The sequence below is a fragment of the Mesobacillus campisalis genome (genome assembly GCF_000986785.1).
Taxonomy (GTDB): domain Bacteria; phylum Bacillota; class Bacilli; order Bacillales; family Cytobacillaceae; genus Mesobacillus_B; species Mesobacillus_B campisalis.
In genome coordinates this window covers 32,774-46,387 of sequence record NZ_LAYY01000048.1, presented here as the reverse complement: position 1 = coordinate 46,387, position 13,614 = coordinate 32,774, and the positions used below count along the sequence as shown (strand labels likewise).

Here is a 13,614-nt window from a genome sequence, read left to right as displayed (position 1 = left end):
TGTCTACGGCGCTGATTTTCATGACTCTTTCCGTTCTGGCCACCATTTACCGTTTAGTAAAAGGGCCATCAGTGTCGGATCGGGTGCAGGCTTTGGATTCAATCGGCATCAACTTGATCTCGGGAGTGGCCGTCACTTCGGTCCTGCTTCGAACAACCGCTTTTTTTGAAGTTATTTTGCTCATTGGGATTCTTTCCTTTATTGGAACAATCGCTTTTGCCAGGTTCCTGGAAAGGGGTGTTGTCATTGAACATAAACGATCTAAGTGAAATCATTCCAGCTTTACTTATATTGGCGGGGACGATCATGAGTTTTTTGAGTGCGGTTGGATTAGTCAGGCTGCCCGATGTGTATACGCGGTCGCATGCGGCTTCCAAAAGTGCGACATTGGGCGTGTTATTTACTTTGGTGGGTACCCTTTTCTTTTTCGTTATCACTCAAGGTATATTTAGCATCAGGCTGTTGCTGGGAATTTTCTTTGTTTTCCTGACCGCTCCTGTTTCCGCGCACCTTATTTGCCGGAGTGCATACCGGTCCAACGTGAAGTTGACGGAGACAAGCGTTATGGATACGCTTAAGGATGCTTTAAAAGAGGGCAAATAAAATTTTTATCCCGAAAAAAGACAGTGGTGGCATCACTGTCTTTTTTTGCGGCGACGGCCCGTTATTCTCCCGCGTGTATCCTTGAAGGGTTAAAATCTGCCTGGAAACTTGTGTGAGTGTGGAGAAAACGTGACAGTTTTCCGAAAGGGTATGCTTTGAAGGATATTGTCTTGTTTTTGTAACATATACATTAGGGGAGTGGTGTTAAAATAAGCGTAAACAAGCAAACAGGGAGCGAACAATGGAAAACAAATTAAACCAGCTAGTTGAATCACTCAGTGATTTGAAAGAGATGATGGATGTCATTGGGGACAAGGTGGAAAAGATTGAAAAACGCCTGGACAGGCTTGGAAAGGTAGACAGCATTGAGCACCGGGTAACCTCCAACCAAATTGACATTACCGACATAAAGGAAGCATTGGAACGGATGGAAGAAATGCAAAGCGCCAAGATTGAACACTTCCTGAAAGAAGTGGTCAAAGACCTCGATGAAAAAAACACGCATGAATTTAAAAACCTTCATAAAAGGCTTGATTCCCATTTGGTGAAGCTGGGCAGAGTGGAAGAGGAAATGTTAATGATAAAAGAAGAAAAAGGATGAAAAAGCTGCAGCAACAGCTTTTTTCATCCTTTTTCTGTTGCATAAAAAATTCAAAAATCGCAGGTGTTCACAAAAACGTTGTCACTCCTGGAACTCCCCAAAGAAAAAACACTGCATCATATAAAGTGCAGTGCTTTTCTTTACTTTTATGAGACGGCTTCTGTTTTTGTCATGGCGAAGGTTTCGTCGCAATCCTCCGAGGGTGCCAGTTCAAAATTCCTGTCGGGAAGTTCTTGTTTCGTTACTTCCAGGTATTTGATATGATGCTCTTCCATCTCCAATATTTTAAAGGAATAATTCGCAAAATCAATCACGTCGCCTTGTTTCACATCGAAGTTTTCCGTAAGGATCCAACCCCCGACGGTATCGAAGTCTCCTTCTTCCACCTCGATTCCCAAAAGCTCATTGAGCTCGGTGACCAGGTATTTGGCGTCAATGATATAATGGCCTTCATTCATTTTTTGGACGGTTGGAATCTCATCCATATCGAATTCGTCGCGGATTTCTCCGACAATTTCCTCAAGGATATCCTCTACCGTCACTAGTCCGGATGTGCCGCCATACTCATCCATCAAAATCGCCATGTGGATACGGTCTTTTTGCATTTTTACAAGCAGGTCATGGATGGCGATTGTATCGATGACTCGTATAATCGGGCGGCTGTAATCCTTAAGGGCCCTTCCTTTGATGTCCGGGTTGGCAATTAAATCGGTCATTACCTCTTTTAGGTTGACCAGCCCGATGATATGGTCCTTATCTCCATCAATAACAGGATAGCGTGTGAACTTTTCCTCTTTGACGATATCAAGAAAAGCTTCGATTGTATCATCCTGGGACATGGAAATAATCTCGGTCCGCGGAACCATGATTTCCTTTGCGACCCGGTTATCAAATTCAAATATTTTATTCACATACTTAAACTCTGATTGGTTGATTTCGCCACTTTTCAAGCTTTCAGAAAGGATGATGCGAAGTTCTTCTTCCGAATGGGCAAGTTCATGCTCCGACACAGGCTTCAGGCCAATGGAACGGATGAGGACCCGTGCTGAACCATTCAGCAGCCAAATGAAGGGAAACATGAGCTTATAAAACCAGAGAAGCGGGCGTGCAGCCAGCAGTGTAACGGTTTCTGCCTTTTGGATGGCGAGCGCCTTGGGAGCGAGCTCGCCGGCAACGACATGCAGAAAGGTAATGAAGATAAAAGCAATGCCGACAGAAAGGGCAGTGCTTGCCGATTCTAGGAACCCATACCTGGAGAATATGGGCCTTAAGAGGCTTGCTACTGCCGATTCTCCAAGCCAGCCGATTCCCAAAGCGGTAACCGTGATCCCAAGCTGGCACGCCGACAGGTATTCATCCAGGTTTGAAATGACCTTTTTTGCCGCCACAGCACTTCTGCTGCCTTCTTCAATTAACTGGTCGATTCGGGAACTTCTCACTTTCACAATCGCAAATTCTGAAACAACAAAAAATGCTGTAAAAGCAATTAAAATGGCAATCCATACCAAGTTTAATATGTCCAAATAGATTCCCTTAGCCTGTAAATCTCTACAGGTAAGGAGTCACCTCCTGATAAACTAAAAATTGAGTTTGCCGTGCAAACACTAATTTTGGTTTCTTAAATTTTTATAGATGGGTAATCTGCATTTCTGAATCCAGTGCTTAAAATCCAATTAGGCAAACAAAACGATGCCCAAACAGCGGCTTTAGTAAAACGATACGATAGACTGCCCCATCATATCACCTCAGCTTATCAAATTTAACTTTAATTATATCACAGTGAACGTAATTTAAGTTAATAATATCCTATGAAGAAGGAGCATAGTATATGAAGCTTTCGAAAAAATTTGCCTGGAAAAAATTCCGTTCCTATTTAACAGCCCTGTTGGCCCACTCCCGTGAAAGCATTCCATATACAACAAGGTCGTGAAATGCGCCGTAGAGGTTTTCACCGTCCCTGATCCAGCCTTCCTGCATAAAGCCCAGGCGTTCAGGTATTGCCCTGCTTTTTTTATTGCCTGCCCCGCAGCGGATTTCCACCCTGTTCAAATTAAGGTCATGAAAAGCGTGATTCAGGACAGCTTGCACGGAGCGCGTCATAATGCCTTTCCCTTGTGCATGGAGAGCCAGGTAATATCCAATGCTGCTCTGTGAATTCCGCCAATCAATCTGATGCAGGCTAATTGTGCCAGCAAGATGGCCTTTGTAGCGGATGCCTGCATTAAACCCATTATTGTCGGCAAACTGCTTGAGCCACATCGGAATGATCGATTGGTAGTCCGCCGGTGAGGTCATATTGTCCACCCAGGGGAGCCACTCACGCAAATAAAGACGGTTGGTATCAATGAGCCAATACAATTCGGCAGCATGGTGGGGCTGAAACAGCTGAAGTTCGATTTCCTGGTCCACCCTTAAAGCAAACATTTTAACTCCTCCCCTAATAACCCATTGTTTTATTTTATTTTATTTTATTTTATTTCCAGGACGGCTGCAGTTTCATTCCAAAAGCCCTTGCCATTTCCGCAAGGGCTTTTTTGTGTCTTAATCTTCATCCTCGGCCAACGGGAGAAGAATGATGAACTCTGTCCGGTCATTCCTGGAGGAGCAGGCAAGGATGCCTTTATGTTTCTCGATGATTTCCCTGCAGACGAACAGGCCCAGCCCTGTGCCAAGTTTCTTCGTTGTCACAAACGGCTCGAATATGGATTTAAGCATATGGTCGGGGATTGCAGGTCCGTTATTGGCTATTTCCAATTTAATATGTGTGCCGTGTACATTGCGTGATTTGATTTCAATTCTAGGGTCGTCCCTGTATTGGCTCAATACATCGATGGCATTGAAGACAATATTGATCAGCACTTGCCTGATTTCATCGGCATATCCGTTAAGCTCCAATTCCCCGGGAGTATCCTTCATCACCTTGACTTTTGCATCAAGGATGCTTGGATAGAGGAAAGCGAGCACTTCGTCAATCATCTGGTTAAGCGAAAAATGGGTTTTCTCCTTTCCAATCAGTTCCTTTTTTGATAGAAGCAAGAATTGGGAAATGCGAAAGTTAAGCTGGTCCAGTTCGTTTTTAATAATATCAAGGTATTTCATGTCAGGGTAGTCCGCCCTCAGCAGCTGAATAAAGCCTTGAATGGACGTGAGCGGGTTCCTGAATTCATGGATGAAACTGGAGGTCATTTGGCCAAGAAGGGTTAGCCGGTCTTTATGGGTCGAGTTGATGAATTCGGTCTTTTCCTCAATGATCTTATCCTTGTGCTCTGAATAATAAGATACGGCATGATAAAGAAACTGGTCAAAACAGTAATTGATCCTGTTTATGGACTCCTGCAGCTGCTCCCAGTCAAGCCTCAGTTTTTGCAGGTTCGCGTAAATGATGGACCTGCCCAGATTGACATTGTAAACAAAATCCCCAATATTAATATTGGCTTTCAGGCGTTCTTCGCCAATCTGAATGGCGAGCCTTTTGATGAACGGCTCCAGTTCATCATCGCTTTTTGAAAAAATCTCCAGAATTATGTTAATCATTTCTTCGGCATTCGAATTTATTTTATGTTTGTACGGATCATCAGCAGCGACAATCACTTTGCTGTTCCAGTCGGCTACAAGTATTTCTTTTTGCGATTCAAGAAAATCGGACAATCTTTTTTGGGTTACTGCTTGCATTTGTGGTTTCCCTCACTTTGCCTATTCGGTCCTTATTCTAATTCTTCCAAACTGCAAAAAACCCTTTGTCGAATTTTGGAAATAACTGTAGAATCATAAAAAAAACCGCCAGAAAATTTTCTGGCAGTTAATTGTTTTTGTCGACGGAAAAGGGTTCGATGTGAATGGTGGCATTCTGTACCCTGCATTCCTTTTCCAGTCTTACTTCAATTCTTTCACTGATTTCATGGCTTTTCATAACAGTCAAATCCGGATCTACCCGTATGGTTGCCTCCACCCAGATTTGGTTGCCGTGCATCCTCGCTTTTAGGTCGGTCACCTCGTGGACGCCGGAAATGTCGGTGACCGTCTTTTTTATATTTTCAAGTGAATGTACATCAAAGCCATCTGTAAGAGTGTGGGAAGCCTCCAGGAAAATCTGCCAGGCGGTCTTGCAGATGATGATTCCGACAACGATACCGGCAATCGTGTCGATGAAAGGAATTCCAAACTGGGCACCCATTATCCCAATAAAGGCCCCTACACTTACCAGGGCGTCCGACCGGTTATCGTACGCAACGGCTTTAATGCTTGAACTGTTGATCCTTCTGCCTAAATTTAAATTGTAGCGGTAAACACCATACATGGCTGCTGCACAGGCAATAGCCACCCACGCAGCCACGATGTCTGGTGCTTCTCCCTGGGAGTTGAAAATCGAACGGATTCCTTCAAGGATGACTTGTAATCCGACGGTTACCATGATAAAAGCCGCAACGAGCGAGGCAATAGACTCTGCCCGGTAGTGTCCATATAAATGGTTTTGGTCAGCAGGCTTTCGAGAAATCCTCAGGCCAATGAGAACGGCCACTGAAGCTACAATATCAGTTGAGTTGTTCAGTCCGTCAGCCCAAAGACCTTCCGAATTCCATACGCTTCCAGCTGTGAGCTTTACGGCAGCAAGGACCAAATAAGCCCCAATGCTTAGCCAGGCTCCTCTTTCCCCCGCTTTAATCTGTTCGCTCCTATCCATATCGATTCCTCCATCAATTGTATGTACATATCAAGCCTATCAAAGCAAAGTTGTGTGGGTCTACACAAACAATGTGTTATGAGGCAAACAGTGTTGCATAAAGGCATCCATCCGAACAATAGAGTTTATTTTTCACCTTTCATTTCTTCTTCATACCCCATTTCACCGCGAATAATGAACGAATTGATGTTTAATTGGGCAGCTTGGAGTTTTTACTAAAATAAAGGATAGTAATCAGTCTCTTTTTGTCTCTAAAAGATTATTTGAAAAATTCGAAGATAAGGTGTAAAATTACACTAAAATATGGTTGAGGGACTGACGAAAGATGATGAGGGAAGAAGTCATTGCCAAAGTGTCGGAAAAGGTGAGGATGGTCAGAACGGAAGCAGGCTATACACAAGACAAAATGGCTGATATCATCGGAGTCTCGAAAAAGACGCTAGTACAGATTGAAAAAGGGCGAATTTATGCAAGCTGGTCTACAGTCGTGGCCATTTGTGCGCTGTTCAGGGAAACGGAAACCATCCAGTTCATCCTGGGGAACGATCCCCTCGAAGTACTGGAAACAATCGCGCATGAAGGCGGTGATTACCGCAAGGCAAAGACATTGGGAGGTAGAATGTGGTGGCGGGAGCTGGCCAGGGGAAACGGCTATGTCCTGCAGCAGAATTTGCTCAGCCAGCACTATCGGATCATTGATCACGACCACTTCAGGATTTACAGCAGTTTTAGTGAGCAGGAAAGCAAGGAGCGCTTTGCGGAACTCTCAAGCAGTTCCTCGCGATGAGTAGATCATAAAAGAAGGAATCTTTTATTTCAGGCTGTCGGAAAACCCGACAGCCTCTTATTTTGCCGCCGTGAACGTTTAATGGGGTTTATCACAGTCATTCCCAATGGAAGTTTAATGGATTGCTTGGCTGCTGTTTTTATCTGAAGAAAAGTTGGGTATAGGGAAAGGTCTGGCCAAGACAAGTATTTAATAAAGGTTGGGATGCAGTTGAATCATTCATTCATAACTAGATTTATCAGAGGCTGGAGAAGATTCCATATGAATCAGGTGCTGGTATTATCCATTTCCACTGCAGTACTGGCTTTTTTAAGTTTTTTTCATGTGTATTCGGAAGGGGCCGACATCAGTGCCTTAAATGATGAACTTTCGCACTCGACTGTCATCTATGATTACAAAGGAGATGTGGCCAGTAAGATATCAGCCAATAAACAGGAAGGGGTCCCATTTGAAGATATCCCCGAACATATGGTAAATGCGGTCCTCGCCATTGAAGACCACCGTTTTTATGAACATGGTGGCGTTGATTACCAGGGGATTGCCCGGGCTTTATATAAAAATATTAAAGCTGGCGGTGTCGTGGAGGGAGGCAGTACGATAACCCAGCAATTAACGAAAAACGCACTATTAACTTCTGAAAAAACGTTTGAGCGCAAGTTCGAGGAGTTTTTCCTAGCCAGGGAAATTGAAAAGCAATACACAAAAGATGAAATCTTGCAGATGTATCTGAACAGGATTTACTTTGGAAATGGGTCCTATGGAATCAAGCGGGCAGCAATGGACTATTTTGGCAAGGAACTGAAGGATGTAACAATCAGCGAGGCGGCCATGCTTGCTGGCTTGATTAAAGCTCCATCTGCTCTGGATCCTTCTAAAAACTATGATGGGGCTATGGAGCGACGGGATGTTGTCCTTAACATGATGCACCAGCACGGCTTTATTACAGAGGAAGAAAAAAATGCTGCTTTGAATGAGGAAATCGAGCTTAATGAACAGGGGGGAGACCCGTTAAGAGGTAAATACCCTTCCTACGTCAATCATGTAATCGATGAAGCCATTCAGGAATACGGACTGACACAGGACGAAATTCTTACTGGAGGCTACCGGATTTATACAGAACTTGATGTGAACATGCAGTCCGCCCTCGAAGATACATACAGCAAGGATGAATTGTTTCCGGAAGGCACAGAAAAACAGCAAGTCCAGAGCGGAGCTGTGTTGCTTGATCCAAAAACCGGCGGTGTCAGGGCGCTTGTCGGCGGCAGGGGAGAGCAGGTTTTCCGCGGCTATAACCGCGCGACAAAGCTGAAAGCCCAGCCAGGATCCATTATGAAACCAATTACCGTGGCGGCACCTGCCCTGGAAGAAGGGTGGAATGTCACAGACTTGCTGGAGGACGAAGAAACCGATTTTAATGGTTATAAGCCAAACAACTATAATGGGAAATTCAGGGGGGATGTCCCAATGCATGAAGCGATGAAGGATTCCCTGAATGTACCGTTTGTCTGGCTCCTGGATGAAATCGGGGTAGCCAAAGGAGTGGAAGCAACAGAAAAATTCGGAATCCCACTCCAAAAAGAGGACCGAAACCTTGCGATTGCGCTCGGAGGATTCAGCACGGGTGTATCTCCATTGCAGATGGCTTCCGCCTATTCCACTTTTGCCAACGATGGGGTCAGACCAGAGCAGCATGCTATCACTAGAATTGAAGATCCACAAGGAAATGTGATTGCTGAATGGAAGGAAGAGAAGACAGAGGTCATTTCCAAAGAAGTGACAGACAAAATCAATTCCATGCTCCTGAATGTGGTGGAAGAAGGCACTGGCAGAGGAGCTCGCATCCCTGACAGGGAACTCGCCGGGAAAACGGGATCCACTCAGGTTCCGATTGAAGGGATCCGCGGAACCAAGGACCAGTGGTTTGTCGGCTACACACCCCAGCTGGTTGGCGCCGTATGGGTAGGATATGACAAGACCGATTCCGAACACTACCTGACGACTACAAGCAGCGAAGGCGCAGCAAAAGTATTCCAGGATTTCATGGAGGGAGCCTTGAAGGATGTTGAACCAGTTTCTTTTAATGTGCCTTCCATAGACGAGTATGAAAAGCAAGAATCAAAAAAAAAACTAAAGGATAGGGATAAAAAAGGATCTGAACAAAACGGCCGCGCTGCAAAGGAAAAGAAAGTGGAAACTGTGAGCCAGGCAAAGAAGCAAGACCAAAAAAAACCGGAATCAGCGCCTAAACAAGAAGCAGCGGAACTAGTGAAAAAAGCAGAGCCATCTAATAAAGCGGAAGCACAGCCGGTAAAAAAAGCGGAGGCTTCCAAAAAAACTGAACCGGTGAAAAAGGCAGAGCCTGTTAAAAAAGCAGAGCCTTCTAACAAGGCAGGGAAACCCGCGGAGAAAGACGCCGAAAAAATGCCTGAAGCAAACGATGGACAGGATGGCGAAGCTAAAGCCCCAAAAAATGCTGAACAGCAGAAAGCCGCTCCAGAGCAGGAGGACATCCAAGGCAACAGCGATCAAAAAACAGTAAAGGAAAAAGAGAAGAAAGAGCCTCAAAAGGAAGTCAATACCCCGCCTAATGGCGATGGAGAGAAAAAAGATGCAGCTGAAAATCCGCCCGATGATGCAAAGCAACCTGAAGAGCCGGTGGATGATGGCACAGCAGAAGAGACCCAGGACTAGCCTTATAAAGGTGTGCCGATTTCAAGTTGCGGCACACTCTTTTTTTTGTTTTTTTTCAGAAAAATGTCGGGATATGATACTTTTTGGAATTGTCAAAAAACCAATTGACTGGTAAGGAGAACGGTGCTAAGCTATCTAAGCGAAGAAAAAATTACCAAATCAAGGGAGGGCTGCAAAATGATTGGATTTCTGTCACTGCCGTTTTTATTCAATTTCATTTCCGCAGCCTGCCCTGAATGTCCGGCATGAACATTTGCTGATCGCGCCGGGGCACAGGCGGCATTTAAGCATGCATGTGTGCCTTTTCTCCTGCTTGTAAAAGACATACCGCGCCTGCGGTATGTCTTTTTTGTTCCCCTGGATCTGACTAGGTTCATTCTGCCGTCCATGCCCTTGTGATAAAGGAAAGTGCAGGCAAGGCATTCATCACGCTGTTTAGTAAAGGAGTGAAATAGATGTATACAGTTGTTAAAAAACTGGGTTGGTTTTTTAAGGAAAATTGGAAGCGGTACAGTGTTGCCATTTTTTTGCTGATCTTCGTGGGCATTCTGGATGTTATGCCCCCCAAGCTGATTGGCATGGCAATCGATGAAATGCATCATGGGACAATATCGCCATCGGGCCTTCTCAATTATCTGGGCTGGCTGCTGCTTATAACAGCCGTTTCCTATGTGATCACCTATGTTTGGATGTATCAGCTATTTGGCGGTGCTTTCCTGGTTGAGAGGAAGCTGCGGTCGCGCTTTATGAAGCATTTGCTGAAAATGACACCTACATTTTTTGAAAAAAATCGTACCGGAGATTTAATGGCTCTTGCGACCAATGACTTAAAAGCCATATCCATTACTGCGGGGTTTGGAATTCTTACCCTGATTGATTCAAGCGTCTTTATGCTGACCATCATCCTTACCATGGGTTTCATGGTCAGCTGGAAATTAACACTTGCAGCCATCTTGCCCCTGCCCATTATGGCCTTACTCATGAATCTTTACGGTAAAAGAATCTATTCCAGGTTTATCCAGGCGCAGGATTCCTTTGGAGAATTGAATGATAAAGTGCTGGAATCAGTGGCTGGAGTCAGGGTCGTCCGGGCTTTTGTCCAGGAAGAGGCAGACCAGCGCCGCTTTCATGAAATGACAGAGGATGTTTTTGAAAAGAATTTAAAAGTGGCTGCCATAGATTCCTTATTTGATCCGACGATTAAAATCCTCGTAGGATTGAGCTATTTGATTGGCCTTGGATATGGAGCCCATTTGGTTTTTGGCCAGCAGATCACGATTGGAAGCCTCGTTTCCTTTAATGTCTATCTTGGAATGCTTATATGGCCAATGTTTGCTGTCGGGGAATTAATCAATGTCATGCAGCGGGGCAATGCCTCGCTCGACCGCCTCCTGGAAACACTTAGCTATAAAGAGGATGTTCCGGATCCAGTCACCCCGCTGAAGCTTGATTTTCCAGATGGGGTTGATTTCGCCACCTATACTTTTACGTATCCATTGTCCAAAAGTGTCAACCTGGATAAGATAAAGCTTCACCTAAAACGGGGGGAGACTTTGGGGATCGCTGGAAAGACTGGAAGCGGAAAAACCACCTTGGTAAGGCAGTTGCTCAGGGAATATCCTCCGGGGAACGGAAAGCTGCTTGTTTCAGGAGTGGAGCTGGAGAAGCAGCCGCTCCAGCAGACAAGACGGTGGATAGGCTATGTGCCTCAGGAAAATATCTTGTTCTCCAGATCGGTAAAAGAAAATATTATGTTCGGTCATCGCCAGGCTTCAAAGGAAGAATTGGAGAGAGCCATTGACCTTGCTGCTTTTCGAACCGATCTGGAGCGTTTGCCGGAAGGTCTTAATACCCTGGTTGGAGAGAAAGGGATTGCCCTGTCTGGGGGTCAAAAACAGCGGATATCGATTGCTCGGGCCTTGATCAAGGACCCTGAAATCCTGATATTGGATGACTCGCTATCCGCTGTTGATGCAAAAACCGAGAAATTGATTATTGATAATATCCGCCGAGAACGGCAAGGAAAAACAACCATTATTACTACCCACCGGATGTCTGCTGTTCAGCATGCCGATTATATCATTGTGCTGGACGAAGGCCGGATTATTGAAGAAGGCACGCATGAACAACTGCTAGCATGCACTGGATGGTACAGCGAACAGCATGCCAGGCAGCAGGCACAAGGATTGGGAGAGGAGGTATTGTTATGAGTACAGGAAGAAGATTGCTCGGATATGCTTTTCTCTATAAAAAAATCATTATAGGTGCCCTTGCGATGCTGACGGTTGCGGTAGCAGCGGATTTGGCAGGCCCGTTTGTCGCCAAGAAAATAATCGATGACTATATCATCGCGGGTGGAAAAAACCCGGATATGGCAGCCATCCTCAAGCTGCTTGCCCTCTATTTCGGATTGGTTGTGCTTGCGTCCTTCTTCCAATATGGGCAGGGCTACATGCTGAAAAAATCCGCCAATCGGGTTATTCAACAGCTTCGTGAAGATGTGTTCCGCCAAATACAGCGGCTTCCGATCCAGTACTTTGACAATCTCCCTGCCGGAAAAGTAGTTGCCCGGATCACAAATGATACGGAGGCCATCCGTGAGCTGTATGTAACGGTCCTTTCGACTTTTTTTACAAGCGCAATCTATATAACGGGAATCTATATTGCGTTATTCATCCTAAGCCCCAAGCTTGCGGTCGGGTGTCTGCTGCTCCTGCCTATTCTATATTCATGGATGATTCTATATCGAAGGTATGCATCCAAATACAATCATTTTATCCGGTCAAGGGTAAGCGACATTAATGCGATGATGAATGAATCCATTCAGGGGATGAGTATTATTCAGGCCTTTGCCCGTGAAAAAGAAACAAAAAAAGAATTTGAAAGGTTGAATAAGGAGCATTTCAGCTACCAAAACAAATTGCTAAGCCTGAATTCCCTCACTTCCCACAATCTTGTTGGCGTCTTGAGGAATCTGGTCTTTGTTGCTTTTATCTGGTACTTTGGCGGGGAAGCAATCGAAGCTTCCTCTGCCATCTCAATCGGTATGCTCTATGCTTTTGTTGATTATATTAATCGTCTGTTCAACCCAGTTCAGGGAATCGTCAACCAGTTCGCCAATCTGGAACAGGCTCTTGTTGCAGGAGGGCGGGTTTTTAAGCTTATGGATGAAGAAGGAATCGACGTCAGCCAGGAAGAAATGCCGCGTTACCAGGGAAATGTATCCTTTAAGGGAGTGTCATTTGGTTATAAAGAGGATGAATGTATCCTAAAGGATATTACTTTTGAAGCGAAGAAGGGAGAGACAGTTGCCCTAGTGGGTCACACAGGTTCCGGCAAGAGTTCCATTATGAACTTGCTTTTCCGCTTTTATGACTGCCAGGAAGGCTGCATCTTGATTGATGGCCAAAATATAAAGGAGATTCCCCGCCAGACATTAAGAAAGCATATGGGTATTGTCCTTCAAGACCCCTATTTATTCACAGGAACGATTGCCTCAAATGTCACCCTTGGCGATCCCGCGATTTCGAGGGAGAAGATGGAACATGCATTGAAAAGTGTAGGAGGGGATTTGGTACTTAAAAATTTGGAAAAGGGTTTCGATGAACCCGTTATCGAGAAAGGAAGCACATTATCGAGCGGACAGCGTCAGCTTATTTCCTTTGCCCGGGCGTTAGCTTTTGACCCGGCAATCCTGATCCTTGATGAAGCGACCTCCAGCATTGATACGGAAACAGAAACAGTCATCCAGGAAGCGATGGAGGTTCTGAAGAAAGGCAGGACAACATTTATTATTGCGCACCGACTGTCCACAATCCGCACCGCCGACCAAATCATTGTACTTGACCGCGGACAAATCGCTGAGAAAGGAAGCCATGACGAATTGATGGAGCAAAAAGGGAAGTATTTTCAAATGTATCAGCTTCAGCAAGGAGCGATGGCAGGCTAGGTATCTCCCAATGGTGAACTGCATTGGGACTCACTGGTGATTTCACCGGATTGTCACACAACGTTTCATTTTTGTTCATACAGACTCCGTTTTCCTATGGTACTTTTAAGGCAGCAAACATCTTAAAAGGAGGATTAGGAAATGGAAGAGTTCACTGTAACCCTCAGTATCGCAAGCATGATGGTGCTGGTTTACTTTATCAGCTATACAATAGGCAAGCGCGCCTAGAAAGAGCCGGTTTTTCAGCCTGGCTCTTTTTTCTGCTGGGGCTAAATGCACATGAGATAACTGGCGAGTTTTTT

The 13,614-nt window shown here is 45.0% G+C and carries 11 protein-coding genes; 7 read left to right on the top strand and 4 right to left on the bottom strand.

Going from position 1 to position 13,614, the window contains the following annotated elements:
* The first annotated feature begins 20 nt into the window (after positions 1-20).
* From WQ57_RS21855 to WQ57_RS21845, 3 genes are all read left to right on the top strand, one after another.
* Complete coding sequence (locus tag WQ57_RS21855) at positions 21-269, top strand: Na(+)/H(+) antiporter subunit F1 (RefSeq protein ID WP_046525863.1); 249 nt, start codon at positions 21-23, stop codon at positions 267-269.
* Entirely contained in the window at positions 247-603 is a 357-nt protein-coding gene (mnhG, locus tag WQ57_RS21850) for a monovalent cation/H(+) antiporter subunit G (RefSeq protein ID WP_046525846.1), read from the top strand. The genes WQ57_RS21855 and mnhG overlap by 23 nt, the downstream gene beginning before the upstream one ends.
* 241 nt (positions 604-844) lie before the next feature.
* On the top strand, positions 845-1,204 hold the full coding sequence (locus WQ57_RS21845; RefSeq protein WP_046525845.1) for a hypothetical protein: 360 nt from the start codon (positions 845-847) through the stop codon (positions 1,202-1,204).
* Positions 1,205-1,350: 146 nt separating this feature from the next.
* Here WQ57_RS21845 and WQ57_RS21840 read toward each other — a convergent pair whose 3' ends face one another.
* The 4 genes from WQ57_RS21840 to WQ57_RS21825 all read right to left on the bottom strand — a co-directional run bounded on the left by WQ57_RS21840 (position 1,351) and on the right by WQ57_RS21825 (position 5,885).
* Positions 1,351-2,727, bottom strand: coding sequence for a hemolysin family protein (locus WQ57_RS21840; RefSeq protein ID WP_046525844.1), 1,377 nt, complete (start codon positions 2,725-2,727; stop codon positions 1,351-1,353).
* Positions 2,728-3,073: 346 nt separating this feature from the next.
* Positions 3,074-3,628, bottom strand: a complete 555-nt coding sequence (locus WQ57_RS21835; RefSeq protein ID WP_046525843.1) for a GNAT family N-acetyltransferase — start codon at positions 3,626-3,628, stop codon at positions 3,074-3,076.
* Positions 3,629-3,745: 117 nt separating this feature from the next.
* Positions 3,746-4,876 carry a histidine kinase N-terminal domain-containing protein gene (locus WQ57_RS21830; RefSeq protein WP_046525842.1) on the bottom strand — a complete coding sequence of 377 codons (1,131 nt, stop codon included), beginning with the start codon at positions 4,874-4,876 and terminating at the stop codon, positions 3,746-3,748.
* 127 nt (positions 4,877-5,003) lie between these two features.
* Positions 5,004-5,885, bottom strand: coding sequence for a cation diffusion facilitator family transporter (locus tag WQ57_RS21825; protein ID WP_046525841.1), 882 nt, complete (start codon positions 5,883-5,885; stop codon positions 5,004-5,006).
* A 325-nt stretch (positions 5,886-6,210) separates the two neighbouring features.
* Here WQ57_RS21825 and WQ57_RS21820 point away from each other — a divergent pair, with 325 nt between their 5' ends.
* From WQ57_RS21820 to WQ57_RS21800, 4 genes are all read left to right on the top strand, one after another.
* Positions 6,211-6,672 (top strand): helix-turn-helix transcriptional regulator, encoded by a 462-nt coding sequence (locus tag WQ57_RS21820; RefSeq protein WP_046525840.1) that lies wholly within the window; start codon positions 6,211-6,213, stop codon positions 6,670-6,672.
* A gap of 261 nt (positions 6,673-6,933) precedes the next feature.
* Positions 6,934-9,363: a transglycosylase domain-containing protein gene (locus WQ57_RS21815; RefSeq protein ID WP_064537402.1), complete on the top strand. Its 2,430-nt coding sequence runs from the start codon at positions 6,934-6,936 to the stop codon at positions 9,361-9,363.
* A 455-nt stretch (positions 9,364-9,818) separates the two neighbouring features.
* Positions 9,819-11,573, top strand: a complete 1,755-nt coding sequence (locus WQ57_RS21805; protein ID WP_046525838.1) for an ABC transporter ATP-binding protein — start codon at positions 9,819-9,821, stop codon at positions 11,571-11,573.
* The gene (locus WQ57_RS21800; RefSeq protein ID WP_046525837.1) at positions 11,570-13,312 is read left to right on the top strand and encodes an ABC transporter ATP-binding protein; all 1,743 of its coding nucleotides are present in this window, start codon (positions 11,570-11,572) and stop codon (positions 13,310-13,312) included. The genes WQ57_RS21805 and WQ57_RS21800 overlap by 4 nt, the downstream gene beginning before the upstream one ends.
* Positions 13,313-13,614: the final 302 nt, after the last annotated feature.

Excerpts from the sequence above, each read along its gene's own strand:
- WQ57_RS21800 (WP_046525837.1), top strand. The coding sequence starts at position 11,570 with ATGAGTACAGGAAGAAGATTGCTCGGATATGCTTTTCTCTATAAAAAA.
- WQ57_RS21825 (WP_046525841.1), bottom strand. The coding sequence starts at position 5,885 with ATGGATAGGAGCGAACAGATTAAAGCGGGGGAAAGAGGAGCCTGGCTA.
- WQ57_RS21845 (WP_046525845.1), top strand. The coding sequence starts at position 845 with ATGGAAAACAAATTAAACCAGCTAGTTGAATCACTCAGTGATTTGAAA.
- WQ57_RS21815 (WP_064537402.1), top strand. The coding sequence starts at position 6,934 with ATGAATCAGGTGCTGGTATTATCCATTTCCACTGCAGTACTGGCTTTT.
- WQ57_RS21855 (WP_046525863.1), top strand. The coding sequence starts at position 21 with ATGACTCTTTCCGTTCTGGCCACCATTTACCGTTTAGTAAAAGGGCCA.
- WQ57_RS21830 (WP_046525842.1), bottom strand. The coding sequence starts at position 4,876 with ATGCAAGCAGTAACCCAAAAAAGATTGTCCGATTTTCTTGAATCGCAA.
- WQ57_RS21805 (WP_046525838.1), top strand. The coding sequence starts at position 9,819 with ATGTATACAGTTGTTAAAAAACTGGGTTGGTTTTTTAAGGAAAATTGG.
- WQ57_RS21820 (WP_046525840.1), top strand. The coding sequence starts at position 6,211 with ATGATGAGGGAAGAAGTCATTGCCAAAGTGTCGGAAAAGGTGAGGATG.
- WQ57_RS21835 (WP_046525843.1), bottom strand. The coding sequence starts at position 3,628 with ATGTTTGCTTTAAGGGTGGACCAGGAAATCGAACTTCAGCTGTTTCAG.